The 26,257-nt window shown below is 60.7% G+C and carries 27 protein-coding genes; 11 read left to right on the forward strand and 16 right to left on the reverse strand.

Features of this window, described 5'->3' with window-relative positions; all coding sequences use genetic code 11:
* The first annotated feature begins 53 nt into the window (after positions 1 to 53).
* The 6 genes from ACXHRN_RS12705 to ACXHRN_RS12730 all read left to right on the forward strand — a co-directional run bounded on the left by ACXHRN_RS12705 (position 54) and on the right by ACXHRN_RS12730 (position 6,362).
* Positions 54 to 1,007 (forward strand): ABC transporter permease, encoded by a 954-nt coding sequence (locus tag ACXHRN_RS12705; RefSeq protein WP_488641894.1) that lies wholly within the window; start codon positions 54 to 56, stop codon positions 1,005 to 1,007.
* Positions 1,004 to 1,867: an ABC transporter permease gene (locus ACXHRN_RS12710; RefSeq protein ID WP_488641665.1), complete on the forward strand. Its 864-nt coding sequence runs from the start codon at positions 1,004 to 1,006 to the stop codon at positions 1,865 to 1,867. Before ACXHRN_RS12705 ends, ACXHRN_RS12710 begins: the two co-directional genes overlap by 4 nt.
* Positions 1,860 to 3,878: an ABC transporter ATP-binding protein gene (locus ACXHRN_RS12715; RefSeq protein WP_488641666.1), complete on the forward strand. Its 2,019-nt coding sequence runs from the start codon at positions 1,860 to 1,862 to the stop codon at positions 3,876 to 3,878. The genes ACXHRN_RS12710 and ACXHRN_RS12715 overlap by 8 nt, the downstream gene beginning before the upstream one ends.
* Positions 3,878 to 4,882, forward strand: coding sequence for an Ldh family oxidoreductase (locus tag ACXHRN_RS12720; RefSeq protein WP_488641667.1), 1,005 nt, complete (start codon positions 3,878 to 3,880; stop codon positions 4,880 to 4,882). Before ACXHRN_RS12715 ends, ACXHRN_RS12720 begins: the two co-directional genes overlap by 1 nt.
* 94 nt (positions 4,883 to 4,976) lie before the next feature.
* The gene (locus ACXHRN_RS12725) at positions 4,977 to 5,552 is read left to right on the forward strand and encodes an HdeD family acid-resistance protein (protein WP_488641668.1); all 576 of its coding nucleotides are present in this window, start codon (positions 4,977 to 4,979) and stop codon (positions 5,550 to 5,552) included.
* A gap of 87 nt (positions 5,553 to 5,639) precedes the next feature.
* Positions 5,640 to 6,362 carry a YoaK family protein gene (locus ACXHRN_RS12730; protein WP_488641669.1) on the forward strand — a complete coding sequence of 241 codons (723 nt, stop codon included), beginning with the start codon at positions 5,640 to 5,642 and terminating at the stop codon, positions 6,360 to 6,362.
* 9 nt (positions 6,363 to 6,371) lie between these two features.
* On the opposite strand, the gene cobM is transcribed toward ACXHRN_RS12730, so the two are convergent.
* Complete coding sequence (gene cobM, locus ACXHRN_RS12735) at positions 6,372 to 7,136, reverse strand: precorrin-4 C(11)-methyltransferase (RefSeq protein WP_488641670.1); 765 nt, start codon at positions 7,134 to 7,136, stop codon at positions 6,372 to 6,374.
* 4 nt (positions 7,137 to 7,140) lie between these two features.
* Positions 7,141 to 8,373, reverse strand: coding sequence for a precorrin-6y C5,15-methyltransferase (decarboxylating) subunit CbiE (cbiE, locus tag ACXHRN_RS12740; RefSeq protein ID WP_488641895.1), 1,233 nt, complete (start codon positions 8,371 to 8,373; stop codon positions 7,141 to 7,143).
* A 7-nt stretch (positions 8,374 to 8,380) separates the two neighbouring features.
* Between cbiE and ACXHRN_RS12745 the strand changes: the two genes are divergently transcribed.
* Positions 8,381 to 9,151, forward strand: a complete 771-nt coding sequence (locus tag ACXHRN_RS12745) for a cobalt-precorrin-6A reductase (RefSeq protein ID WP_488641671.1) — start codon at positions 8,381 to 8,383, stop codon at positions 9,149 to 9,151.
* On the opposite strand, the gene ACXHRN_RS12750 is transcribed toward ACXHRN_RS12745, so the two are convergent.
* From ACXHRN_RS12750 to cobF, 5 genes are all read right to left on the reverse strand, one after another.
* Entirely contained in the window at positions 9,115 to 9,879 is a 765-nt protein-coding gene (locus ACXHRN_RS12750) for a precorrin-3B C(17)-methyltransferase (protein WP_488641672.1), read from the reverse strand. The two genes, ACXHRN_RS12745 and ACXHRN_RS12750, sit on opposite strands and share 37 nt — an antisense overlap.
* Entirely contained in the window at positions 9,876 to 10,613 is a 738-nt protein-coding gene (locus tag ACXHRN_RS12755; RefSeq protein ID WP_488641673.1) for a precorrin-2 C(20)-methyltransferase, read from the reverse strand. Before ACXHRN_RS12755 ends, ACXHRN_RS12750 begins: the two co-directional genes overlap by 4 nt.
* A complete protein-coding gene (locus tag ACXHRN_RS12760; RefSeq protein WP_488641674.1) occupies positions 10,610 to 11,242 on the reverse strand; it encodes a precorrin-8X methylmutase in 633 nt (210 codons plus the stop codon). The genes ACXHRN_RS12755 and ACXHRN_RS12760 overlap by 4 nt, the downstream gene beginning before the upstream one ends.
* Entirely contained in the window at positions 11,239 to 12,765 is a 1,527-nt protein-coding gene (cobG, locus tag ACXHRN_RS12765) for a precorrin-3B synthase (protein WP_488641675.1), read from the reverse strand. The genes ACXHRN_RS12760 and cobG overlap by 4 nt, the downstream gene beginning before the upstream one ends.
* Positions 12,766 to 12,834: 69 nt before the next feature.
* Positions 12,835 to 13,605 (reverse strand): precorrin-6A synthase (deacetylating), encoded by a 771-nt coding sequence (gene cobF, locus ACXHRN_RS12770; RefSeq protein ID WP_488641676.1) that lies wholly within the window; start codon positions 13,603 to 13,605, stop codon positions 12,835 to 12,837.
* Between the two features lie 195 nt (positions 13,606 to 13,800).
* On the opposite strand from cobF, the gene ACXHRN_RS12775 reads away from it, so the two are divergent.
* A complete protein-coding gene (locus tag ACXHRN_RS12775) occupies positions 13,801 to 14,574 on the forward strand; it encodes an NAD kinase (protein ID WP_488641677.1) in 774 nt (257 codons plus the stop codon).
* A 174-nt stretch (positions 14,575 to 14,748) separates the two neighbouring features.
* The gene (locus ACXHRN_RS12780) at positions 14,749 to 15,378 is read left to right on the forward strand and encodes a GntR family transcriptional regulator (protein ID WP_488641678.1); all 630 of its coding nucleotides are present in this window, start codon (positions 14,749 to 14,751) and stop codon (positions 15,376 to 15,378) included.
* 68 nt (positions 15,379 to 15,446) lie between these two features.
* On the opposite strand, the gene ACXHRN_RS12785 is transcribed toward ACXHRN_RS12780, so the two are convergent.
* The 5 genes from ACXHRN_RS12785 to cysG all read right to left on the reverse strand — a co-directional run bounded on the left by ACXHRN_RS12785 (position 15,447) and on the right by cysG (position 20,431).
* Positions 15,447 to 16,262: a ferredoxin--NADP reductase gene (locus ACXHRN_RS12785; RefSeq protein WP_488641679.1), complete on the reverse strand. Its 816-nt coding sequence runs from the start codon at positions 16,260 to 16,262 to the stop codon at positions 15,447 to 15,449.
* Positions 16,263 to 16,479: 217 nt separating this feature from the next.
* Complete coding sequence (locus ACXHRN_RS12790) at positions 16,480 to 16,977, reverse strand: DUF934 domain-containing protein (protein WP_488641680.1); 498 nt, start codon at positions 16,975 to 16,977, stop codon at positions 16,480 to 16,482.
* Between the two features lie 11 nt (positions 16,978 to 16,988).
* On the reverse strand, positions 16,989 to 18,659 hold the full coding sequence (locus ACXHRN_RS12795; RefSeq protein WP_488641681.1) for a nitrite/sulfite reductase: 1,671 nt from the start codon (positions 18,657 to 18,659) through the stop codon (positions 16,989 to 16,991).
* A gap of 52 nt (positions 18,660 to 18,711) precedes the next feature.
* Positions 18,712 to 18,990 (reverse strand): DUF2849 domain-containing protein, encoded by a 279-nt coding sequence (locus ACXHRN_RS12800; RefSeq protein WP_488641682.1) that lies wholly within the window; start codon positions 18,988 to 18,990, stop codon positions 18,712 to 18,714.
* Position 18,991: 1 nt separating this feature from the next.
* Positions 18,992 to 20,431 (reverse strand): siroheme synthase CysG, encoded by a 1,440-nt coding sequence (gene cysG / locus ACXHRN_RS12805; RefSeq protein ID WP_488641683.1) that lies wholly within the window; start codon positions 20,429 to 20,431, stop codon positions 18,992 to 18,994.
* A 256-nt stretch (positions 20,432 to 20,687) separates the two neighbouring features.
* Here cysG and ACXHRN_RS12810 point away from each other — a divergent pair, with 256 nt between their 5' ends.
* Together ACXHRN_RS12810 and mazG are read left to right on the forward strand one after the other, a co-directional pair.
* Entirely contained in the window at positions 20,688 to 21,287 is a 600-nt protein-coding gene (locus ACXHRN_RS12810; RefSeq protein WP_488641684.1) for a deaminase, read from the forward strand.
* 8 nt (positions 21,288 to 21,295) lie between these two features.
* Entirely contained in the window at positions 21,296 to 22,135 is an 840-nt protein-coding gene (gene mazG / locus ACXHRN_RS12815; RefSeq protein ID WP_488641685.1) for a nucleoside triphosphate pyrophosphohydrolase, read from the forward strand.
* Here mazG and ACXHRN_RS12820 read toward each other — a convergent pair.
* The 4 genes from ACXHRN_RS12820 to ACXHRN_RS12835 all read right to left on the reverse strand — a co-directional run bounded on the left by ACXHRN_RS12820 (position 22,125) and on the right by ACXHRN_RS12835 (position 26,235).
* Entirely contained in the window at positions 22,125 to 23,378 is a 1,254-nt protein-coding gene (locus ACXHRN_RS12820) for a GGDEF domain-containing protein (protein ID WP_488641686.1), read from the reverse strand. The genes mazG and ACXHRN_RS12820 overlap by 11 nt on opposite strands.
* A gap of 175 nt (positions 23,379 to 23,553) precedes the next feature.
* Positions 23,554 to 24,867, reverse strand: coding sequence for a GTPase HflX (gene hflX, locus ACXHRN_RS12825; protein ID WP_488641687.1), 1,314 nt, complete (start codon positions 24,865 to 24,867; stop codon positions 23,554 to 23,556).
* Positions 24,868 to 25,023: 156 nt separating this feature from the next.
* The gene (gene hfq, locus ACXHRN_RS12830) at positions 25,024 to 25,266 is read right to left on the reverse strand and encodes an RNA chaperone Hfq (protein ID WP_201661278.1); all 243 of its coding nucleotides are present in this window, start codon (positions 25,264 to 25,266) and stop codon (positions 25,024 to 25,026) included.
* A gap of 105 nt (positions 25,267 to 25,371) precedes the next feature.
* The gene (locus ACXHRN_RS12835; protein WP_488641688.1) at positions 25,372 to 26,235 is read right to left on the reverse strand and encodes a D-amino-acid transaminase; all 864 of its coding nucleotides are present in this window, start codon (positions 26,233 to 26,235) and stop codon (positions 25,372 to 25,374) included.
* Positions 26,236 to 26,257 lie beyond the last annotated feature (22 nt).

Consider the following 26,257-nt stretch of genomic DNA (forward strand, 5'->3'; position numbering starts at 1 on the left):
CATCGGCTGGGCGCGTGCGCCCGGCCGACTGCGGACTACAGGGGATTTCGGCCATTACCAGGTTTATCACTCGACGTGTCGCCCTATCGCTGGTGACGCTCGTCCTACTCAGCATGATGGTGTTCTTCGGCGGCCAAGTGCTGCCGGGCAATGTCGGCCGTTCGATTCTCGGCCCGTTTGCCGATGAAGCCGCCGTGCAATTGCTCAATCATCAGTTCGGCGTCGATCGTCCCTATCTCGTGCAGTACTGGGACTGGATCAGCCATTTCGTCATCGGCGACATGGGCATGTCCTATGCCTATCGCCTGCCCGTCGCGCCCTTCGTCATCGGCGCCCTGCTGAATTCGCTGAAGCTCGCCGCCGTCGCCTTCGTCATGGTGGTGCCGGTGGGCATCCTTGGCGGCGTGATCGCCGCGCTCAACGTCAATCGACCGCTCGACCGCATCATCAGCCTCGGCGGGCTTTCGGCCACTGTGCTGCCGGAATTCGTGACCGGCATCGTGCTGATCCTGGTGCTTGGCATCTGGTTTCCATTGCTGCCGATCTCGGCGACCTGGCCGGAAGGCTCCGGATTTGGAACTCAGCTCTATTATCTCATCCTGCCCGCCTTGCCGTTGTTTCTGGTGCTGTTCGGCTATATCGCCCGCATGGCGCGCGCCGGCATGATCGAAGCGCTGGATTCCGACTATACCCGTACTGCCGTGCTCAAGGGCCTGCCCTGGCGGACCGTCATTTGGCGGCATGTGCTGCGCAACGCGCTCACGCCGACCATTACAGTGATTGCCACCCAGACCGGCTACCTGATCGGCGGCCTGGTCGTCGTCGAAATGCTGTTTCGCTACCAGGGCATCGGTTCGCTGATCCTGACAGCAGCGCGCGGCAAGGACTTCCCTGTGCTGGAAGCCGGTATCCTGACGATCGGCATCGTCTATGCGGTGGCAACGCTGGTGGCAGATATTCTCTATTCGGTGCTCAATCCGCGCATCCGCCTTGGGGGTGAACAATGAGCACGATCGAAGCAACGCCCACGCCGGAACGCACCGGCTTTTCAAAAATCCTGTCGGCGCTTTTCCGTTCACCCACCTTTCTCGCCGGCTTGGCTATCGTGTCGTTCTGGGTGTTCTGCGCACTGTTCGGCGGCTATTTCGTACCCTACGATCCGCTCGCCGACGATGTGATCAATTCTATGATGCCGCCGGATGCCGATCATTGGTTCGGCACCGACCAGCTCGGCCGCGATATCTTTTCGCGCGTCATCGTCGGCTCGCGCGATATCCTGACGGTCGCACCGCTGGCGACGATCGCCGCCACCATTGTCGGCACGGCGCTGGGGCTGGCGACCGGTTATTTCCGCGGTATCGTCGACGATGTGATAAGCCGCGTGCTCGAAGCCTTCATGGCCATCCCCTCGGTGATCATCGCACTTCTGGCGATCGTCGCTCTCGGTACGTCGAAATGGACCGTCATCGGCGTCATCGGCCTTTCGTTTGCGCCGATCATCGCCCGCACCGTCCGCTCGGCCGTGCTGTCTGAGCGCGAACTCGACTATGTCGCAGCGGCCAAGCTCCGGCGTGAGAATGCGCTGCACATCATGTTCGTTGAAATCCTGCCCAACGTTCTGCCGCCGATCCTTGTCGAGACCACCGTGCGACTCGGCTATGCGATCTTTGCGGTCGCCACCCTCAGCTTCATGGGCTTTGGCATCCAGCCACCCTCGCCGGACTGGGGTCTCAGCGTTTCCACGAATTACGGCATGATCGCCGGCGGCTTCTGGTGGGCGGTGCTATTCGATTCACTCGCCATCGCCTCGCTGGTGATCGGCGTCAACCTGATTGCAGACGGTTTCCAGGGAGCCCTCGATGACTGACGCGCTCTCAATCGAAAATCTCTCCGTTGCCTACCGATCCGGGGGCCGCGACAAGGCGGTCTTACGCAACGTAAGCTTCCGTATAGGCAAGGGCGAAGCTTACGGGCTCGTCGGCGAATCCGGCTGCGGCAAATCCACCGTCGCTTTCACCGCCGTCCGCTACCTGCCTCGCTCGGGCAAGATCACCGCAGGCAAGATCGAGATCGACGGCGCCGATATCGTCAAGCTCGATCGCGATGCGCTGCACCAGATGCGCGCCAAGGCGGTTTCCATGGTCTATCAAGACCCGGGCAAGTCGCTCAATCCGACCATCAAGGTGGGTCGCCAGATCGCCGAAACCTTCGAGCTCAATGGCGAGAATGCCGCCGAAGCTCGCAGGCTTTCGATCGAGATGCTGGGCCGCGTCCGAATTGCCGACCCGGCCAGTGTCATGGATCGCTATCCGCACCAGCTCTCGGGCGGCATGCAACAGCGCGTGGCCATCGCCATGGCGCTCGCCAAGGATCCGGCCCTGTTGATTCTTGATGAACCGACAACGGGGCTGGACGCGACCGTGGAGGCCGAAGTTCTGGACTTGATCGGTCACCTCCGCCGGGAATTTTCGACCTCGATCCTGTTCATCAGCCACAATCTGGCTGTCGTCGCCAAGATGTGCGACCGCGTTGGCGTGCTTTATGCCGGCATGCTGGTCGAGGAAGGCCCGACTGATACACTGTTCAACGATCCGCGCCATCCCTATACGGTCGCACTTCTCCGCTGCCTGCCGCGCGCAGGCGAGCGCAAGGATGAGAACCGGCTCGATACGATCCCCGGGTCGCTTCCCGCGCCCGGTGCCGTGATCAAGGGCTGTCCGTTCGTCGATCGTTGTGCGCTGGCCGACGGTCGCTGTCGCACCGAACTACCGCCGCTACACGATCTTGGCGGTCGCTTCTCGCGCTGCCATTATCACGAGCGGGCCGCGTCTCTACCGCGCGAGACGCCGGACGAAATCAAGGTGCCGATACGTCATGTGGCGTCCGCGCCTGTGCTGCAGATCGAGCATCTCAACAAGACGTTCAACCAGCATGGCCACCCGCTGCGCGCGGTGACGGATGTGTCGCTGACAATCGAGGCCGGCGAGACGCTCGGACTGGTCGGCGAATCCGGCTCAGGCAAGACGACATTTGCCCGCTTGCTGCTGGGTCTTATGCCGCCGGATCAGGTCGGAGCAATCACGCTCGACGCCAAGCCGCTGCCTTCCATTCTTGAAGAGCGCTCAGGCGAACAGGTCAAGGCGATGCAGATCGTCTTCCAAAACCCGGATTCGGCGCTCAACCGCTCTCACACGATCCGGCATGTCATTGGTCGAGCTCTGAAGCGGCTCGGCGGTATGAGCGGCGAAGCGCTGAACACGCGATTGCTGGAACTGATCAAATCCGTGCGGCTTTCCGAACGGCACCTTGCGCTCAAGCCGCGCCAGCTTTCGGGCGGTCTCAAACAGCGCGTGGCGATCGCCCGCGCCTTTGCTGGCGAGCCGAAACTCGTGGTCTGCGACGAGCCGACCTCGGCCCTTGACGTTTCTGTGCAGGCGGCAATCCTCAACCTGCTCGCTGATCTACAGGCCGAGCGGCAGGTGAGCTATGTGTTCATCTCGCATGATCTCGGTGTCGTCCGCTATCTCTCCGACAAGATCGCCGTGCTCTACCTTGGCCGGATCATGGAGCTCGGACCGTCCGAAAAGGTCTTCAACGGCCCGCACCATCCCTACACCGAGGCGCTGCTGTCCGCCGTGCCAAAACTTGACGGCACGCATGGCGAGCGCATCCGGCTCGAAGGCGAGATCCCCTCGGCCAGCAATCCGCCAAGCGGCTGCGTGTTCCAGACCCGCTGTCCACGCAAGATCGGGGCGATCTGCGAGGAACAAGAGCCGCAACTGCTCGAAGCGGAGAGCGGCCACTCTCTACGCTGCCACATTCCGCTCGCCGAGCTGGCGAAGCTGCAGAAAAAGACTGAAATGGAGCCGACCGCATAATGTCCGAAACAATGACGATGACCTTCGACGAGATCGTTGTACTGGGCGAGCGCGCGCTTGCCGCCTCCAAGGTCAGCCCGGAAAATGCAACGTCGGTCGCCCGCTCGATTGCTGCTGCCGAGCGCGACGGCCAGAAGATCGTCGGCCTGTCCTACCTGCCCGTCTATTGCGATCATGCTGCTGTCGGCAAGGTCGATGGTTTCGCTAAGCCCAAGCTCGAACAGCGCACCCCGTCGCTGGTCACCGTCGATGCCGGAACCGGTTTTGCCCATCCAGCCATCGCGCTCGGCCTGCCTGCTCTCGTCCAGTCCGCCAAGGCACAGGGCATTGCGGCGCTTGCGGTCGGCAATTCCTATGCCTGCGGCTCGCTCGGCTATTTCGTCGAGGAACTTGCCGATCAGGGGCTCGTCGCCTTCATGGTCGCCAATGCCTCGCCGTCGATCGCTCCCTTTGGCGGCAAGACACCGTTTTTCGGCACCAACCCGATCGCCTTCGGTGTGCCGCGCAAGGATCGCGCCCCGCTGGTCATCGACCAGTCTTCAAGCGTGGTGGCCAAGGTCGCCGTCATCGAAGCGCAGGCACTTGGTATTTCATTGCCTGATGGCTGGGCGATCGACAAGGACGGCAAACCCACCAACGACGCCAATGCGGCGATGGAAGGCAGCCTGCTGCCGATCGGCGGTTACAAGGGTTTTGGCTTGGCGCTGATGGTCGATATCCTTGCCGCCGGTCTCACAGGCTCGCATTGGTCGTTCGAGGCTTCCTCCTTCGGCGACAACGAGGGCGGCCCGCCGCGCACCGGCCAGATGATTATTGCGCTCTCCCCGGAAAAGTTCGCCGGCGCCGGCTTTGCCGAGCGACTGGAAATGATGCTTGAGGCAGTGCTGGAAACGCCCGCCGTGCGCCTGCCGGGCGACAAGCGCCTTTCGGCTCGGACTGCCAATGCCGAGCGTATCACGGTGTCCAAGGCAGCGGTCGAGGTGCTCGAGGCGCGCAGTCACTGACAGCGACACCGTCGCTGTTGCAATCATGTGTTGAGTCACCAGCGAAACGGGAATAGTCTCCTCTTGTTCATCAATCGATGCGAGAGGGGACATCATGGCAAACGATCTGGAAGCAGCGGCGGAAGCCTTCCGAACCGCTATGCGCGAGACCTTCAAGCGACATTCTTTCTGGTATCTCGTTCAGGGTGTGCTGTTGCTGATCGGCGGCATTCTGGCGATCATCTATCCGCTGATGTCAGCGGTTGCCGTCGTCGTCCTGCTGGGTTGGCTGCTCATCTTCAGCGGCGTCATCCAGGGTTTCAGCCTGTTCGGCGCCCGCCACGTACCACATTTCTGGCTGCAACTGATCTCCGCTATTCTGGGTGTCCTGATCGGCTTCCTGTTCCTGCGCGATCCGGGCCAAGGCCTCGTGACGATCACCCTACTGCTCATCATCTTCTTCATGATCGAGGGCGTCTCGAAGATCGTGTTTGCACTCACCATCCGGCCGATGGCGCAATGGGGATGGGTGCTGGCGAGCGGCATCATCGGTGTACTGCTATCGGTCTTCCTGCTCGCCTACCTGCCGGTCACCGCCATCTGGCTGGTGGGGTTGATGCTCGGCATCCAACTGATCAGTATCGGTGCTGCACTCACGAGCATGGCCTGGCAGGCGAGGAAATCGATGTAAAGAGCCCCTTGCGGCGCGGCGCGACTCGTGCATGATCAAGCCTAGGCCTGTTCAGGCTTCCCGCCCCGCCACATTCATCATTTGCGCATGCTAATCACACCCGGAACCCAGAGAGACGCAGTCATCGACCAGAGGCTGGCGGTGACGCTTGCCTCGATCGCCGGCGGTATCAACGCCGCCGCCTTCTACGCTGTCGGCTTCTTCTCGGCCAACATGACCGGCAATGTGTCCATACTCTCGGACCATCTTGCGACCGGGGCCTTTGCCAGCGCGTGGCTCTATGTCGCCATTGTATTTGCATTCATCACTGGAGCCGCCGCGTGCACGTTTGTCGTCCTTGCCGGTGAGCGGCGGGAAATGACGGGCCCCTATGCCTTCGTGGTCTTGTTCGAGGGATTGCTTCTCGCCCCGCTTGCCGCAGTCGATCTCTGGGTAACCGGCTCCATCCGCGTCGACTTGCTCGTGGTTTGGCTGGCATTCCTGATGGGGATGCAGAATGCCGTCGTCACCCGGCTTTCGAACGCGCGCGTCCGCACCACGCATGTTTCCGGCATGGCGACGGATCTGGGAATCGAGATCGCCCTCGCCTGGAAACTCCACGGCAGGACAAATCCCAATTCCGCGGGAAATATTACGAGGCTCCGGCTGCATCTGACGACGATCGTCGCCTTCCTGCTCGGCGGCGTGGGTGGCGTGATGCTCTACCGGTTTTGCGGCGGCTACGCGTTCCTGTTTGCCTCGGCGCTGCTTTGCCTGTTCGGGCTGCGTGGCCTCGGCACGGCACGCAGACGATCAGGGCTTGCGCAATAGCTTCAACTGCTAAAGCGAATCCCGGCCACGGAAACGGCGCTGATAGGCGGGATCGTAAAGTGAGCTTTCCTGGAAATCCGAGGCTTCCAATCCCGGCCCAACGAAGATCAATGCCGTGCGCTCGATCGGCTCGGCCAGCACCTTTGCCTCGATCGTGGCCAGTGTGGCGCGGATGATGCGCTCGTCCGGCCAGCTCGCCTTGACGACGATCGCCACAGGGCAATCGGCGCCATAGAGCGGCATCAACTCGGCGACCACCTGCGGCAGGGCGTGGATGGCCAGATGGATCGCCAGTGTCGATCCAGTACGGCCGAAATTATCGAGCGTTTCCTTGGCCGGCATCGGCGACGCGCGGCCGGAAACGCGGGTCAATACAAGGCTCTGGGCCACAGTGGGGATTGTCAGCTCGCGACCGAGAGCGGCCGCTGCCGCAGCGAAAGACGGCACACCGGGGGTCATCGTGAATTCGATGCCGTGCTTTTCAAGCCGGCGAATCTGCTCGGCCACCGCGCTCCAGACGGAAAGGTCGCCAGAGTGCAGCCGGGCGACATCCTGGCCTTTGCCTGCAGCCTTGACGTATTCCGCTTCGATCTCATCGAGCGACATCGGCGCGGTGTCAATGATATCAGCGCCTTCCGGGCAATATTGCAGGAGTTCGGGCGACACGATCGAGCCGGCATAGAGGCAGACCGGGCAGCTGCCGATCAGTTTTGCGCCGCGCACGGTGATCAGGTCTGGGGCACCGGGGCCGGCGCCAATGAAATGCACTTTCATGTCTCTATCCTTGCTTGGTCCAGGACCATTGCGTCACCGGCATCGCCGGCCGCCAGCCGGTCATGCTGCCGACCGGGTTGGCGCGGGCGATATCGATGCGGATCAGCGAACCACCCAATCGAGCGTGATGGCTCAGCAGCACCGCTTCCATTTCCAAAGTCACCCCATTGGCGACCAGCCGGCCGCCGGGACGAAGCGCTGCTATGGCGCGCCCGATGACCCCAGATTCGCTGCCGCCGCCGCCGATGAAGATCGCGTCGGGCGTCGGCAAATCGTCAAGAGCATCTGGCGCAGCACCTATCACCACACTGAGACCGGGCACGCCGCAAGCCGATGCATTGCTAGTTATGCGGGCGGCCCGCGCTGCATTTTCCTCGATGGCGATAGCACGCATGGCGGGATCGCAAAGCATCCATTCGATGCAGATCGAACCCGACCCGGCGCCGATATCCCAGAGCAATTCGCCCTTGCGCGGCGCCAGTGTCGACAGCGTGACAGCGCGGATCTCGCGCTTGGTGATCTGGCCATCATGCTCGAACAGGCTGTCATCCAGCCCCGAGGCGAGTGGCATCACGCGGGCATTAGCATCCGCAACAACATCGATGGCGCAGATGTTCAGCGCGTTGAACCTGGGATCGCCGAGGTCGGACGCAACATGCCGGCTGATCTCTTCGTGCTCGCCGCCCAGCGCTTCGAGCACGGTGACTTCGGAGCGACCGAAGCCATTGGCCGCCAGTAGTCGTGCCAATTCGGCCGGCCCTTTTTCATCGGAAGTCAGTGCGAAAACTCTCGCCCCCGGCTGCAGATGCGGCCGGATGAGGTCGACCGGACGGCCATGCACGGAGACCGTTGCCACGTCCTGAAGCGGCCAGCCCAGACGTGAGGCGGCAAGGCTGAACGATGAAGGTGCGGGCAGCGCAATCATCTCCGAGGGAGCGATGTGCCGCGAAAGTGTTGCGCCCATGCCGAAGAAGAACGGATCGCCCGAAGCCAGCACAACAACCCCTCGCCCGCGCCGCGATTTGATCACATCAATGGAGTGGTCAAGCGGACTTAACCAGTGCTCGGCCTGCCCCTTGATCAGAGCACCGGCAAGGTCGAGATGCCGCTTGCCGCCGAAGACGAATTCGGCTTGGGTAATCCGGTGCTTGGCCTCGTCGCCGAGCCCGGCTATACCGTCCTCGCCGATGCCGACGATGGTCAGCCAACGGATCGGCGCGATGGAGGATTTGGACATTTCAGGCATGAGCAGACCCCGCATCCTGATACTCGGCGGCACCACCGAAGCGCGGCAGCTGGCCGAGCGGTTGGCGATGCGCAGCGACATTGATGCCACCATCTCGCTTGCCGGGCGGACGCTTGATCCAAAACCGCTGCCGATCCCGACGCGCATCGGCGGTTTTGGTGGTGCGGCCGGCCTCGCCGACTATATCCGATCCGAGGAAATAGCGCTCGTCGTTGATGCGACGCATCCGTTTGCCAACCGGATTTCTGCCAATGCTGCCGAAGCGGCGCGGATGGAAGGCGTGCCGCTGTTCGCATTCAGCCGCCTGGGCTGGGTGCGGCAAGATGGCGATCGGTGGATTTCCGTAGGCAGTGTCGAGGCTGCGGTCGAGGCGTTGGGAGAGATGCCGCGCCGTGTTTTCCTGGCGATCGGCAGGCAGGAAGCGCATCGGTTTTCCCGAGCGCCCCAGCATTCCTATCTGGTGCGCAGCGTCGATCCGGTAGAGCCGCCTCTCGATGTGCCGGACTGCCGATATCTGCTGGCTTCCGGGCCGTTCAACGAGGCCGATGAACGCGATCTGCTCCGCGACAACGAGATCGATGTCGTGGTCTCCAAGAACAGCGGTGGCACGGCCACCTACGGCAAGATCGCCGCAGCAAGAGCGCTCGGCATCGCCGTCGTCATGATTGAACGGCAAAAGCCACTGGGCATCCCGACCGTTGGGGACGTCCAGACCGCGCTCGAGACCATCGATCACTCGCTCGCTCCGGCGATGAAACGCGGCGTGTAGACAAGGCCAGGCTTATCACCGCGATCGATGATCCGGGTTTCGGGCGAACCGATGATGACGCAGGTGGCCATGTCGGCGACCAGCGGATCGGCATCGACAAGCGGCATGACGACGATCTTCTCGTCCGGCCTGCCCGCAGCGCGGCCAAAGATCACCGGCACCGTGCCGGGCAGAATTTTGCGCAGCACATCGAAGGCCTGGCCGAGTTGCCATGGCCGCGCCTTACTGATGGGATTGTAGAGCGCGATCACCAGACCGGCCTCAGCCACCAGTTGCAGCCGACGTGTGATGACGTCCCAGGGCTTGAGATTGTCGGAGAGTGAGATGGCGCAGAAATCGTGGCCCAGAGGCGCACCGGCGCGCGCGGCTACGGCCAGCATGGCGGTGACGCCGGGTGTGACGACGATATCGATATTGCGCCATTCGTCGGGGCCAGCCTCGATGGCCTCGCAGATGGCCGCAGCCATGGCGAATACACCGGGATCGCCACCGGAGACGACTGCTACATCGATACCGGACGCCGCGCGGGTGAGCGCCGCCTTGGCGCGGTCGAGTTCCTCGCGATTGTCCGAGGCCATCTTCTTCTGGTCACTACGCAGTGACAGGCGATCAAGATACGGAAAATAACCGAAAAACTCGGTCGCCTTGCCAACCGCTGCCAGCGCTTCCGGCGTCATCTGCTCAGGGCTACCGGGGCCGGTGCCGATGACGTAGAGCGTGCCGGTCATGGTTTCGTTTTCCAGCCAGGCACCAGGACGATGGAGAAATACGGTGCCTCGTCATCATCCTTCTCGGCGAGCGGGGTCATCGATGTGTTGGCCATCGTGCCGCGCTCGACATAGAAGGCTTCGTTGACGCGGCCGGCTTCAGCAAGCGCCCGGCGAATCTTCGGCAGGTTGCGGCCAACCTTCATGATCACGGCAGCTTCCGTATCGTTTAGCCGACGAACCAGTTGACCCTCATCCATCGTACCCGGCAAAACACTCAGCACATCGTCGCCCTGTACAATCGGCAGTCCGGCCTGCGACCAGCAACCCGACATGGCAGTGACGCCCGGAATGACCTCGGTGGGAAAGCGGCTGGCAAGGCGCACATGCAGATGCATGTAGGAGCCGTAGAACAGCGGATCGCCTTCACTGAGCACCGCGACCGTGCGGCCGGCGGCGAGATGTTCGGCAATCGTGGCGGTCGAGGCTTCGTAGAAGCTGGTGACTTGATCGATATACTCCGGCTTCGCCCGGTGGATTTCAGTCGTGACGGGATAATAAAGAGGCAGTTCGATGGTGGTATCCGGCACCAGCCCATCGACGATACCGCGCCCGTTTCCACGCCTGCCTTCCTTGGCGAACCACGCCAGAACGTCTGCGCTCTGTATGGCCTTGACCGCCTTGACGGTCAGGAGATCCGGATCGCCAGGACCAGTACCGACGCCGATGAGTTTTCCGATTGTCACACCGGTCACAGGCCCGGCCTCGCAAGCGAGTTCAGTGCTGCGGCTGTCATGGCGCTGCCGCCAAGGCGACCGCGCACGATCGCATAGGGCACGCCATAGGAATGCTCGGCCAGTGCTGCCTTGGATTCGGCGGCGCCGACAAAGCCCACGGGCATGCCGAGAATGGCGGCCGGCTTGGGGGCACCGTCGCGCAGCATTTCGAGGAGATAGAACAGTGCGGTCGGTGCGTTGCCGATGGCCACGACAGAACCCGCCATCCGCTCGCCCCACAGGCGAAGGGCGGCAGCCGAGCGGGTATTGCCGATTTCTTTGGCGATTTCAGCTGTCATCGGGTCACGCAGCGTGCAGACCACTTCGTTGCCAGCCGGCAGCCGGGCGGCAGTGATGCCGCGAGCGACCATCTCGGCATCGCAGAAGATCGGCGCGCCGGCCTGCAGTGCCTTGCGGGCAGCCTCGACAAAGCCGGGACCAAATTCAAAATGCTGTGCGGCGCCCACCGATCCGGCGGCATGGATCATACGCACGGCGACATCGGCCTCGGCTTCAGAGAAGCGCTTGAGGTCGGCTTCCGAGCGGATGATGGCGAAGGATTGCTCATAGATGGCATTCCCGTCGCGGATATAGTCGTATTCGATCATTGTTTTTCCAGTTGCAAGGCCGCGCCGATGCGCTCGCTGCCCAGCCGTGTAAGACAGGCTCCGGCCGATTCGCCAGCCTGCCGTTCCTCCCCGACCAGCGCCGCCAGCCGCTTCAATGCAGTTTCGATGCCCTGTTCGTCAAGATAGGCATTGGGTTTTGCCGAGGCGGCGCCATTTACGACAAGGCCGTAGCCTGATGGCGCACCGACGAGCGTCAGCAACGCAGGTGCCGGATGCGCGCAACCTTTCGGGCATCCGGAGAGGTGCAGCGTGTACGAACCATCCAGGAGATCGGGAGCGGTTTTGAGCACGAGATCTGCAAGGCGATGCGTATCCAACAGCCCCGAGGCACAGCCGCGTGCGCCAGCGCAGAGCGCAATCGAGCCGCGTGGATCGTTCGGCTTGGTCAGGAAGCCGAGATTTGAGCCGGCATGCTGGAGCATTAGAGCGGCCTGGGATGTCAGGCCCGGGAGGAAGAAGCCATGGTTCGGTGCCAGACGGATTTCAGCGGCGCCTGCAGCTTCGGCTGCATCGGCGAAAGCGGTGAGTTGCTCGGAACTTGCTTGGCAATAGGGGAAGGCGATGCCGAGGATCACCCCCCTCTGTCCCTCGGGGACATCTCCCCCACAAGGGGGGAGAGTAGAGATTCGCGGCTCCCTCTCGCCTGAAATGAAATCGTCCACTTGGGGCGAGCAAGCTTCTACGGACTCCGCTGCTCTCCCCCCTTGTGGGGGAGATGCCCGAAGGGCAGAGGGGGGCGAATGGATGCCCAGTAATGGTGCGATGGCCTGAGCGATTTCAGGAGTGCTCAATGGGGAGCCGTGGAGCGATTCCAGCCTGCTAAGCTCGAGATCCTTGCCGCGCGCCTTTCGGCCCATGTTGGACAGCAAGTCCAGAACTGCCATAACCGCACCCTCGATGCGATCGGGTGAAAAAACGCCGACAGCCCTTGCGGTCTGCACCGTTCCACCGACGGCCAGCAGGAAGCGAATGTCCTCGCCATCTCGAAATGCCGTCACCTTCACATCCGCAGAGACGCCACCGAGATGAAATCTGCCGCCACCATCAACGGTGATCGCCAGCTTTGGCGCCAGATCGAGCATTGGCTGGTGGCTGGCAATTTTCTGTCTCAGGCTTGCAGCAAACGGCCTCGTATCAACCAGCTCTGTAGTGTCGATGCCGGCGAGTGGCGGTGTCTCGACGCTAGTGCCGGTTTCCGGGCGAATGCCGGCGGCCAGAACGGCACTCTCAAAGTCCGAAACCGTGTCGGCCCGCAGCCCGCGTATCTGCAGGCTGCCGCGCGCGGTGATCTCGAGGATGCCGTTGCCGTAACGGGATGCCGCCACGGCAAGCCCCTTCAACTCCGGTATCGAAAGGCTGTTTCCGATCGGCCGCAGCCGCGCCAGCAAGCCATCGCCTGTCTGCATCGGCCGGGCCACAGTCGGACATTCGCCGCGTCGCATGGGCGGCGTCACATCGTTCAAAGCTGATTTCGGCCGGGCCAAGGTCATCGTCTCTTTCACGTGCACATTCTAAACCGCTTTTAGCCGAAGCCCGCAAGAGCGTGCATTGAGCAGGATCAACATGGCGGTCTAGTCGTCAAAATCCGCGCCCTTGCGAAGCAGATAGATGTCCATGATCCAGCCGTTCTTTTCGCGCGCCTCGGCGCGTGCCTTGAGGATCTCGTCCTTCTTGTCGGCGAGCTTGCCGGAGATGACGATCTCGTGGCCGGTTCCAAGATAGGCGCCCCAGAAAATCTCGGCATCGGGATCGTCGATGTCCTTGAACGCCTGCTGTCCATCAAGCATCACAGCAACCGTTTCAGTGTGGTGCGGGAAGGTCTCGGCGAGGCGTCGGCCAGTGGTGATCTCCACCGGCTTGCCCACCAGATTGAGCGGGATGCGGTGTGAGGCACAGAGCGCCTGCAGGCTGGTGATCCCGGGGAGCACCGAATAGTCGAAGGCGACCTTGCCGCTTGCACGCACCCGCTCGATGATGCGGATCGTCGAATCATAGAGCATCGGATCGCCCCAGACGAGGAACGCGCCGATGCCGGCTTCGCCGAGTTCGTTCACAAAGAGATCGACATAGATCTTCGTGATCGCGGCATGCCAGTCGTCGACACTGGTCGTGTAGCTGCGGTCGGCGGTCTTGCGCTCCGGCACGGCATATTCGACGACACGGCCTGCCGGGTTGCTCACGAAGCGGGCAATGATCTCGCGCCTGACATCGGCGAGTTCCGCCTTGGCCTCGCCCTTGGTGGGGATGAACAGCACATCGGCGCGATTGAGCGCGTTGATGGCCTGGATCGTCATGTGCTCGGGGTTACCCGAGCCGATGCCCACAATCAGGATTTCGCGCATCTTGCCACTCCAGTTCCGCCTACCGATTATCTAGCAGGTCCATCGCGTCCGCGTTTTGCTTTCTGCGGCGTCCGGCGTCAATCGTCATCAAAGAGAAGAATCCGCATGATATTGCAATCATGGAAGAAACAGGCTCTTCTGATCCTCAGGTTTTTGCTATAGCAGTCTTCTCCCGACCTCATATGATCGAGTGCCATGCCCCGTGCCGTCAACGCCATCGCCTTTGTCGCCTCCAACGCGGATGACGCGCAGGCAGCGCGTGACGAGCTCACCAACCTCTATGAGCATGTCGGAGTGGATGAAGCGGATGTGATCGTGGCCCTGGGCGGCGACGGTTTTGTACTGCAGACCCTGCATTCAACGATGAATACCGGCAAGCTGGTTTACGGCATGAACCGCGGCTCGGTCGGCTTCCTGATGAACAAATACTCTTCCAAGAGCTTGCTCGAACGCATCGCGCATGCCGTGGAAAACACCATCCGGCCGTTGAAGATGCAGACCGTCGATTCTGACGGCAATACGGCGATCGCCTATGCGATCAACGAAGTGTCGTTGTTCCGGCAATCCTATCAGGCGGCCAAATTGCGCGTGATCGTCGATGGCCATGAGCGACTACCGGAACTGATCTGCGACGGATTGCTTCTATCCACACCTGCAGGCTCCACCGCCTATAACTTCTCGGCGCACGGGCCGATCCTGCCGCTCGAAGCGCCGCTGCTGGCGCTGACGCCCGTTAGCGCCTTCCGGCCGCGCCGCTGGCGTGGGGCGCTGCTGCCGGAGCGGGTCAAGGTGGAAATCTTCATGCTGGAGCCGGAAAAGCGGCCGGTAAACGCTGTCGCCGACAATACCGAGATAAAGTCCGTGGTCGAGGTTACCATCACCCTGTCCGAGGGGCGGTCGGCGAAACTGCTGTCGGATCCCGATCATTCCTGGTCCGACCGGATCCTCGCGGAACAGTTCATCGATTGACGTCGGCGATTGTTCGCCTCTGCAGACGCAATGCAAAACAGACTTGAAGTCCAGCCCTCTGGTTAAGGCTTTGTCTTCTCAGCGCATGGACAAATTCCCAATCTGATATATCAGTAGTCTGGGCGTTCCTTTTACGACATGCTGGCGCCTGATATATCAGTTGGAATCAAGCAAATGCGCGAAGCCCCGGAATCGCAAAGCCGCCTCGCCTATCTCAAGCTCGAAAGCCTTATCGTCACGCTCAAACTTGCCCCGGGATCGCTGGTGACGGAGAAGCAGTTGATCGAGCTTGCAGGCTATGGGCGCACGCCCGTGCGAGAGGCGATCCAGAAACTGGAATGGCAGGGCCTGCTTGCCGTGCGTCCGCGCGCCGGGCTGCAGATCACCCCGCTCAACCCCGCCCACCCACAGATGGTACTGGAAACACGCCGGCAGCTGGAGCCCCTCGCCGCGCAGCTGATGGCCGGCAACATTTCGGCAGACTTGCGTGAGGCGCTGATCGATTGCGCCAAGACCATGGCAGAGTGCTCGCTAACGGGAGACTTCGAGGGGTTCCTCACCGCTGACAAGGCATTCGACGAAATCATCGAGGCCGCCTGCCCCAACCCCTTCATCTCGCAGGCGCTGGCATCGCTTCAGACCCATTCGCGGCGCTACTGGTTCGATCGCGCCACCTCCCAATCGCTTGCCTTGGCCGTCGAATTGCACGTCGGCGTCATTCGTGCGTTGTTGCAAGGCGATGCAACAGGAGCGGAAAAGGCGATGACGCGATTGGTCGACGGACTGCTCGCCCAGGACACGTGATCGCGCCCTCAGAAACAGAAAAGGCGGCCGATGGCCGCCCTGTCGTCCGGTAGGTGCTATCGATCAAATCAATCGACGAAGGCGCGCTCGATGACGAATTCGCCCGGCTTGTTGTTGGCGCCTTCGTTGAGGCCCGCGTCGATCAGCAACTGCTTGGTTTCCTTCAGCATCGCGGCCGAGCCGCAGATCATGCCGCGGTCCACTGCCGGATCGATCGGCGGCACGCCGAGATCGGTAAACAGCTTGCCGTTGCGCATCAGATCGGTGATGCGGCCCTGATGCGGATAGTTAGCGTCGCGGGTCACGGTCGCGTAATGCTTGAGTTTGACGCCGACGACTTCCGACAGGAATTCGTGGTTGCGAATCTCCTCCACGAGGTCGAAGCCGTATTGCAGCTCCGCGACTTCGCGCGTCGTGTGGCAAAGAATGACTTCCTCGAACTTCTCATAGGTTTCCGGATCGCGGATCAGCGAGGCAAACGGCGCGACGCCGGTGCCGGTCGAGAACATATAGAGCCGCTTGCCCTGGACGAGTGCGTCATTGACGAGCGTGCCGGTGGGCTTCTTGCGCATCAGCACGGTGTCGCCGACCTTGAGATTCTGCAGGTGGCTGGTGAGCGGGCCATCGGGAACCTTGATCGAGAAGAACTCGAGCTCTTCATCCCAGGCCGGGCTGGCTACCGAATAGGCGCGATAGAGCGGCTTGCCGTCGATCACCAGCCCGATCATCGCAAACTCGCCGGAGCGGAAGCGGAAGTCGACGGGACGCGTCATCCGGAACCGAAACAGCCGGTCTGTGTAATGCTGAACGGCGGTCACCGTTTCGGCATAGACCCCTGCCGGAATTGCGGATGCTGTGTCGGTGTTCAGTACGGGCGCGTTCATGAAGTGGTGATCCTCGGAATCGTCAAGCTCAATGCAGGGCTAGGCAAATATTACAGATCCAGCCGATTTAGAAGGCACCGGTTTCCAATGCCGAAATGCAAAGCGGAATATGCTTTTGAAAATCGCATCGATCCGCACACCATTCATACTCCAAAACGCCGGCAAAAGCCAGAAAATTGTTAGTGTACGAATGAATTTCACCTATCCCGCTGAATTTTCAGGAAACCCGACGCCAGCTATAGGACTTGGGATCCTCTGAGGGGCGAGCTGTCGGCTGGTAGTGGTTTTGAATGCCAGGCAACCTGCCCTCTTCCAGCCGCTTCAGCGCGGTGGCGTTGGTGACGGCGAAACTGTTGATGCCACAGCGCAACATCAGCGGGATCGGATCGATCAGAACGTCGCCGACAGCGCGCAATTCGCCCTTGTAGCCCAACCGCTCGCGCAGCAGCGAGGCGTGGCTGAAGGCCCGGCCATCGTTGAAAGCCGGGAATGACACCGCCACCAAAGCGATGTTGTCGAGATAGGGCGCGAGATCCCTGACATTGTCGGCAGGCAAGATCAGCACGCCGAGATTTGTCTCGCCGGCTTGCGCCTTTTCGATGAAGCTCGCGAGCGGCAGGATCGGCTTTTCATTGTTGCCGGCCTTGGTTTCCTCGGTCTCGATCACCCACGGATCGTCGCTCTGAAAGCCGGTTTCGTTCCAAATTCTTGTCATATCGGCTCTCTTTATGCGGCTTCGGCGGCGTTGCCATACAGCGCCAGCTTGAAAGGCTGCTGCCCCACGCGGCGATAGGCTTCGAGGAAGGTTTCCTGTGGCGAAAGGCGCAGGCCGAGATAGGTGTCGACCACCGTTTCGATGGCGTCGGTGACCTTTTCCGGCTCGAAACCGCGCCCGATGATATCGCCGACCGACGTGTTGTTGTCAGCGGAGCCGCCGAGAGTGATCTGGTAGAGTTCGGCGCCCTTCTTTTCCACGCCCAGCAGGCCGATATGGCCGACATGGTGATGGCCGCAGGCGTTGATGCAGCCGGAGATCTTGATCTTCAGCTCACCGATTTCTGCCTGCCGTTCGGGCGAACCAAAGCGTTCGGAAATCTCCTGCGCGACCGGGATGGAGCGCGCGTTTGCCAGCGCGCAATAGTCCAAGCCGGGACAGGCAATGATATCCGTGATCAGGTTCGAATTTGCCGTGGCAAGATTGGCGGGCTTCAACGCACGGTAAAGCGCCTCGAGGTCGGCAAGGGCGACATGCGGGAAAATCACGTTCTGCTCATGGCTGATACGGATTTCGTCAAGCCCGTACTCTTCGGCGAGGTCGGCGATCAGGTCCATCTGCGCATCGCTCGCGTCGCCTGGAATGCCGCCGATCGGCTTCAGCGAAATCGTTACCATGCCGTAGTCGGGGTGCTTGTGCGGCTTAACGTTCTGGTCCACCCAGCGTGCAAAATCGGCATCGGCCTTCTTCCAGGCAGCCAGGCTTGCCCAGCCTTCGGGGCGATCCTTGAGGTCGGGCAGTGCGAAGTAGCCCTGAATTGCCTCGATGTCCTTTTCCGGCAGCTTGAGTTCGCCGTTCTTCAATTCGTTGAACTCGGCTTCGATCTCGGCCGACAGTTTTTCCACGCCTGTTTCATGGACGAGAATCTTGATGCGTGCCTTGTACTTGTTGTCGCGGCGGCCATAGAGATTGTACACACGCATGATTGCGGTCGTATAGGAGAGCAGGTCTTCTTCCGGCAGGAATTCGCGGATCTTCTTGCCCACCATCGGTGTGCGACCCTGACCACCACCGACGTAAACGTCGAAGCCGATCTCGCCCTTTTCGTTCTTCTTGAGATGCAGGCCGATATCGTGCACCTGGATCGCGGCACGGTCGGTGTCGGCGCCGGTCACGGCAATCTTGAACTTGCGCGGCAGGAAGGTGAATTCCGGATGCACCGACGACCACTGGCGGAGGATTTCGGCATAGGGGCGCGGATCGGCGGCTTCATCGGCAGCAGCACCGGCGAAATGATCGGCGGTGACATTGCGGATGCAATTGCCCGACGTCTGGATGGCATGCATCTCGACGCTGGCGAGATCAGCCAGGATATCCGGCGTGTCTTCAAGACGCGGCCAGTTATACTGGATGTTCTGGCGGGTGGTGAAATGGCCGTAGCCGCGGTCGTACTTGCGAGCGATGTGGGCAAGCATGCGCATCTGCTTGGAATTGAGCGTGCCATAGGGGATCGCGACGCGCAGCATGTAGGCGTGAAGCTGGAGATAGACGCCGTTCATCAGCCGCAGCGGACGGAAGGCATCCTCAGCGATCTCGCCGGACAGCCGCCGCTCGACCTGGTCGCGAAACTGCGCCACACGGTCGGCCACGAAGGCATGATCGAATTCATCGTAACGGTACATATTACTCTTCCTCAACCCAGGTATTTCAGCAGGTGGCGCCGGTCACGCGCCATCAGATCACGTAGTCGATCGTCGGGCCCTCGGCGCGGATGCGCTCGCGAAGGCGCAACGGACGGATAAAGCCGTTGGTCTCCTCGATGTCGATCAGATTGACATCGAGCACGAGATTGTCAGCGAAGGCTTTTTTGCCGATTGCCTCAAGCCGCGCCTCGTCTTCCGTGGTGCGGGCGATTTCGGCGCGCGCGATGCTTTCGTTCCATCGACCGTCGACATCGTACCAGACGGAAATACCGTCCGAAAGCCGGTTGGCGGTCAAAATCTGCAAGGCCATGTCATGCTCCGGTGGTGTAGTCTGCTCTTCGCGTTTCTCTGGAAAGCAAAGGCTCTGAATTGTCAAGATTAGCGCCGGCGACCGCATCGCCGATGATCACCATCACCGGACCGCCGAGATCGTTGCGGTTTTCTAGGCCGGGGAGATCCGCAAGCACGCCATGCAGCATGCGCTTGTCGCGACGGCTTGCATTTTCGATGACAGCGACCGTGGTTTCCTCGGGCAGGCCCGCAGCGATAAGGCGTTCGGCGACGGAGGCCGCAACGCTGCGGCCCATATAGACCGCGATGGTGGCACCCGAGATGGCAAGGCTTGCCCAATCGGGCAACACATCGCCGGTCAGGTCATGGCCGGTGGTGAAGATCAGCGACGAGGCAACGCCACGTAACGTCAACGGCAGCTCGAAATCGGCGGCGGCGGCAAAGGCGGAGGTAATGCCGGGTACGATCTCATAAGAGATACCTGCGGTGCGAAGTGCCTGCATTTCCTCGGCGGCGCGGCCGTAGACCAGCGGATCACCGGACTTCAGCCGTGCGACGCGCTTGCCGGCGTGGCCAAGCTCGACGAGCAGGTCGTTGATTTCTTCCTGGGACTTCGAATGGCAGCCCTTGCGCTTGCCGACGGAAATCCGCTCGGCATCGCGGCGGCCCATATCGACAATCGCCTGTGGCACCAGCGCGTCATAAACGAGCACATCGGCTTCCATCATCACCCGCTGCGCACGTAGCGTCAGCAGGTCTTCGGCACCGGGGCCGGCACCGACCAGCCAGACATGGCCCTTGACCTCGCCCAGCGTGTTGAGAAGACGCGTCGCCTCGCGCTCAGCGTCGGCAAACTTGCCGCTATAAACCGACTGGGCGACATCACCCGAGAAGAACCGGCGCCAGAATACGCGACGCGCCACGCCCTTGGGCAGCATATGTTCGACGGCATCGCGGTAGAGATTGGCAAGCCGCGCCAGTCGACCCAGCGACGGTGACAGTATCTGATCGATCTGGGCGCGGATCATTTGTGCCAGGACGGGGCCAGCGCCTTCGGTGCCGATAGCGACGGCGACCGGTGCACGGTTGATGATTGCCGGCGTCAGGAAATCGCATTGCTCCGGCTGATCGACGGCATTGGCCGGGATCTTGAGTTCGCGGGCGGCGGCAGCGATCCTGCGGTCCTCGGCTGCATCGCCCGTCGCTGCAAAAACCAGCGTCATGCTGGCGATCAGTGACGGCTCGAATGCCTGCGCAATATGATGGATGTCGTTCTGGATGATCAGCGCCATCAGGGCGGCATTCGGCGCCTCTGCGATCAGCGTAATGTTGGCACGCGTGTTCAGCAGCAGCCTGGCCTTGGCCAGTGCTTCGTCTCCATTGCCGATCACGGCAACATTTTTCCCCTCGACGCGGAAAAAGGCCGGAAAGACGCTGAGCTGATCGTCACGTTCGAACATCGCAAAACCCTATTCGAGATGCTGCAATATGGCCTTTTAGTCGGCAATGGTGAAGAAACAGGAATCCGGCATTGTCGGGTCAAGTATATTCTTTTCCTCGGTTTTTGGCCTTATTGAGCAATATGTGTCGTATGCCTCGGCTCCCAGCCATTTCATGAGTGCCGGTCCGGAATAAATTGTTCGTTTCGCTGATGCGGCACTTCCCAATATCTCCGCTCTGCCGCTAATGTCTTTTCAATTCCCGCGGAGCGCGTCCATGCTGTTCAACCATAACACCGATAGTCTTGTCTCCCGTCTGCTGTCGGTGATGGAGAATGACATCATTCCCTTGACCAGCCGGGGTGTCGCCGAAGGCAACAAGGTGTTTGGCGCGGCCATTCTGCGCAAGTCGGACCTGTCGCTTGTGGTCGCGGAGACCAACAACGAAACCGAGAACCCGCTCTGGCACGGCGAAATCCATACGTTGAAGCGCTTCTACGAACTCGGCGAGAAGCCGGATACCAAGGACCTGATCTTCCTGTCGACGCACGAGCCCTGCACGATGTGCATGTCGGCGATTACCTGGGCGGGCTTCGACAATTTCGTCTATTTCTTCAGCCATGAAGACAGCCGCGATGCCTTCGCGATCCCGCACGATCTGAAAATCCTCAAGGAAGTGTTCGGGCTGGAACCGGGTGGCTATCGTCGCAGCAACGCCTTCTGGAACAGTTTCTGGATCGCCGATCTCGCTGCCGGCGCGACGCCCGGCCACAAGACCGAGTTTGCCAGCCGCATCGAGGCCATTAAGGCGAGCTATGGCGAATTGTCCAACGTCTACCAGGCGTCCAAGGACGACAACGCAATACCGCTGAATTGAGTTTTGACATGACACCATCCAAGGACATCAGCCGGCTGCTTGAAATCATGACGGCGCTGCGGACACCCGTTACCGGCTGCCCCTGGGATCTCGAGCAGACCTTCGAGACCATCAAACCCTATACGATCGAAGAGGCTTATGAAGTCGCCGACGCAATCGAGCGCGGCGATCTGGATGATCTGCGCGACGAATTGGGCGATCTCCTGCTGCAGGTGGTCTTTCACGCTGAAATGGCCGAGGAACAAGGCGAGTTCGGTTTCGGCGAGGTCGTTGAGGCCATAACATCGAAGATGATCCGCCGGCATCCGCATGTCTTCGCGGTTTCGGAAGCCGACGACCCGGCCAAGGTCAAGAAGCAGTGGAACGAGATCAAGGCCGAGGAAAAGCGCGAACGCGCCGAACGGCGTGCCAAGCGCGGCATCTCCGAGGATTTCAAAGCCAGCCATCTTGGTGCCGTGCATCGCGCCCAGCCGGCGCTGATGGAAGCATTGAAGCTGCAGGAGCAGGCTGCGAAGGTCGGCTTCGACTGGTCGGAACCCGAGCCGATCCTCGACAAGATCGAGGAGGAGATTGCCGAGTTCCGCGCGGCGCTTGCCAGCGGCGACAAGGTCAAGATCGCGGACGAACTCGGCGACCTGATCTTCGCGGCCGTCAATATCGGCCGGCATGTTGGCGCAGACCCCGAAATGGCGCTGCGCGGCACCAACACCAAGTTCCGCCGCCGGTTCTCGCATATCGAATCGAGCCTCAACGACGCCGGCGAGAGCCTGGAAGATGCGACACTCGACCAGATGGAAGCGCTGTGGCAAGACGCCAAGCGGGCCGAACGCCTGGGGTCTAAGGAATAGGCGCGCCCTGCACGCGGTTCCTGCCGGCGGCCTTGGCGAGATAGAGCGCGTTGTCTGCGGCTGAAATCAACTCGACAAGGCTCTTGCCGTGATGGCGCGCGGTTGCGACACCGATGCTGATGGTCACCGGCAGGTGGTCAGACGCCTTGACGAACTCCGCGACAATTGAGCGGATACGTTCTGCGGCTTCGAGAGCCTCGGCGTGGTCGGCGCGGGTGGCCAGCACGATGAACTCTTCGCCGCCGAACCTGTAGACCCGGTCGCCTGAACGAATGCTGTTGCTCAGGCACTTGGCTATCCGCTTCAGCACCTTGTCGCCTTCAAGATGGCCGAAGCGATCATTGACATTCTTGAAGTGGTCGGCATCGGCGACCATCAGGCTGAACTCCTTGCCGCTGCTCAGCGCGGCCCGCAACATGTCTGCGCCATCCTGCTCGAGCCTGCCGCGGTCCTGAAGGCCGGTCAGAGCGTCAACGCCCGTGCGTGACAGCAATTCATCGTATTTTTCGCGATAGGTCAGGTCATGGTAGAGATCGCCGATCGGGCGAAGCGGCGTCTTCAGCTGTTGGTTGGCAATAATCAGATAGGCACCGACCATCAGAGAATAGAGGGCCGCCATGCCGACCTTGCCGATCAGGCCGCTCCAGAAAACAGTTGCAGGCGCGCCGTTATAGAAATGCAGGACGCCGTAAAAGCCGATCTGGTCGAAAACGAGCGTCAATGCAGAAGCTATGAACAGCCTGGGCACCACACTTCTACCGATCCAGTGACCGAGCCGTTCATAAATCAGGATGATGGCGATCGAGTCAACATAGAGCAGCGTCGAGCCCCATATCATCAGAACCCCCATCTCGCGCATAAATGTGTCGTCGGTGAGAACGGCTCCGCCAGAACCGTCGCCAAGATGCAGGTTGAGCACGTAGCCGAAGAAAAGGCAGATGAAGTTGCCGATCAGTAGGCCGTAGATCAATTGCCTGACGGTTGCCGCATCTTCCTTGGTGTAGAGCAGCAGGGTCATTATCAGCTTGCCGCTGAACATCATCACCGAGCCGGGCGATACGACTCCAAACGGCACTGCGACGTAGAATTTTGCTGCCAGATAGGTTTCGAGGAAGTGCAGCGTGCCGAGGACGGCGATGAACACGCCGATACCGATGTGCTGGCGATAGTGCAGCAAGGTAATCAGGACAATGAAATAGAGGACTGCTTCGAGCGCCAGAAGTCCGAGATTAAAATATTCCATGCAGCACGCCCGCCGACCCCACCCGCGATTATGCACCTGTTGTGCCTGCTGCCTTTCAAAGCGTCAATACGCGGAATGCGGCGGAACGCGTTGAAATTGTTTGTTTGCTCGTGAATCGAGAAGATTTGAACGATTGGCCAGGAGCATGGCCGTAACGCCGGCCAGCCCATGCGCTTCAGGCGAAGGGATCTTCCGGGACATGGTTACGGATGCCGAGCCGCTGCTCCATCTCCTCGGCCTGTTTTTCAGATAGCCTGATGTCGAGGCTCACCGTGCCGTCCTCGAGATCTTCACGCCCGTCGACGATGGCGTTCTGATAGAACCACGGCAGCATCGACAGCTTGTCGAGCGGCAGAACGATCGTCACTTCGGTCATCACGCCGGACAGTCGCCTGCTGATTTCGGCAAGTAGTTCGTCGACGCCTTCAGAGGTAATTGCGGACACCGCCATCGTATTGGGCGTTGTCGCTGCCTTTGCAACCAGCGCTTCGCGCGCCTCAGGCTCCAGAAGGTCGATCTTGTTCCAGACCTCGATGATTCGTGCCTCGTGCTCGCTTTCCTCGATGCCCAGTTCGCCGAGAATGCGCATGACATCTGCAGCCTGCGCTGCATTGTCGGGGTCCGACATATCCCTGATATGCAGGATCAGATCGGCTTCCAGCACCTCTTCGAGCGTTGCCCGGAAAGCGGCGACGAGATGGGTGGGCAGATCGGAGATGAAGCCGACGGTGTCCGACATGATCACCATCCGGCCCTGCGGCAGGCGGATGCGCCTGAGCGTCGGATCCAGCGTGGCAAACAGCATGTTCTCAGCGAGCACGCCTGCGCCCGTCAGCCGGTTGAAGAGCGTCGATTTGCCGGCATTGGTATAGCCTGCGAGTGCTACGATCGGATGCGGTACCTTCTTGCGCTTTGCACGATGCAGCTGGCGCGTCCGGCGGACCTGTTCAAGCTCGCGCTCGAGCTTGATGATCTTGTCCTGCAATTGCCGGCGGTCGGCTTCGATCTGGGTTTCGCCGGGACCGCCGAGGAAACCTGCGCCGCCGCGCTGGCGCTCAAGGTGGGTCCAGCTGCGAACCAGCCGGCCTTTCTGGTAGTTGAGATGGGCAAGATCCACCTGCAATGTGCCCTCCTTGGTGGAGGCGCGGCGACCGAAGATCTCAAGAATCAGCCCGGTGCGGTCGATGACCTTGGCGTTCCAGGCCTTTTCGAGATTGCGCTGCTGGATCGGCGTCAGCGGATGATCGACGATGACCAGACCCGCATTGCCCGCCTCCAGCATACCCTCGATCTCTTCGATCTTGCCGGACCCGATGAGGGTCGCCGGCTTGGGCTGGCTGACCTGGACAATGATGCCGTTGGCGATTTCGAGATCGATGGCCCGGGCGAGCCCCATAGCCTCCTCAAGCCGGCTTTCGTTGCTCCGCGTGGCTTTGCCATCTGAGCTCTGCGCCGATTTCAGCACAGGCACGACAATGACCGCACACATATCGTTGCGAAGCTTCTGGCCTTCAGGAATGAGTGATTCCTGGCTCGTATCGCGTTCGTTAATGTCGATATCTCCTGGTATCGCGTTTCAAAAACGCAATTTGGCCCGGCCTGCTGGCCGGGCTATACGAGCGCTCACTTGGCTCGATCAGCAATGTTAGCCGATATTCTCTTCGCCTTCAAACATCTGCACGGGCGAACCCGGCATGATGGTCGAAATAGCGTGCTTGTAGACAAGCTGGGAATGCCCGTCACGACGAAGCAGGACACAGAAATTGTCAAAAGAGGTTACAACGCCTGTCAGCTTGACACCGTTGATAAGAAAAATCGTCAGAGAAATCTTCTGCTTGCGTACAGTATTGAGAAAAAGATCCTGCAGATTTTGAGAACGTTCAGCCATTGCGCCCGCCGTTTCTTCCATTTTTTGCCGGCTCATTTTGCCGGATTATTGTTGATGCCTCCCGCCGACGCTCCCTCGATGCGCCTGCCCTTATATAGACAGCTATCAAATCGGCGTCTTTTCCGCAATGTCGAAAAACGACTCCCTTATCTTTTGCGACACGCTGCCGGGATGGCCGTTTGCGACCGGCTGGCCGTCGATTGCGACGACGGGAAAACATATCGACGTTGCCGCCGTAATGAAGACTTCACGGGCAGCTTTCATCTTCTCGACCGAGAATGCTTCCTCGCGAATGGTCAGTCCGACCTGCTTGGCGATGTCCATCAAGGTGGTACGAGTGATGCCGCGGAGGATGCCGTGTTCGGCCGGACGGGTCAGCAGCGCGCCGTCCTCATCCACCATCCAGACATTGGTCGCGGCGCCTTCCTTTACAGTCCCATCATGATCGATGAAGATCGCTTCCTGCGCGCCCTGCTCCTTGGCAGCCTGCCTGGCAAGCGCGTTTGGCAGCAATCCGACCGTCTTGATATCGACGCGATCCCAGCGATTTTCCGGTACCGTTATCACTTTGATGCCATTGGCATTCTTGGCTGCTATGATGGCTGGATTGGTGTTCTTGGCTGTGATGACCAGCGACGGCTTCGTGCCAGCCACTGGGAAGACATGGTCGCGCTTGGCGACGCCGCGCGTTGCCTGAAGATAGAACAGTCCGTTGCGGACATGGTTCTTGCGCAGCACCTGACGGATGACATGCACCAGCGCCCTGCGGCTCATCGGCCAGTCGATGCGCAACTCGCCGAGCGAGCGATCGAGGCGGTCGAGATGGCGGGTCAGATCGACGATCATGCCGTGGCGGATTTCACAGACCTCATAGACGCCATCGGCGAACTGGTAGCCGCGATCTTCCACATGCACCATAGCCTGCGAATGCGGGACATAGGCACCATTGACGTAAGCGATTCTCGACATGGAAATTCCCTGAAATGAATTC

This window comes from Shinella sp. OV683, assembly GCF_057787725.1.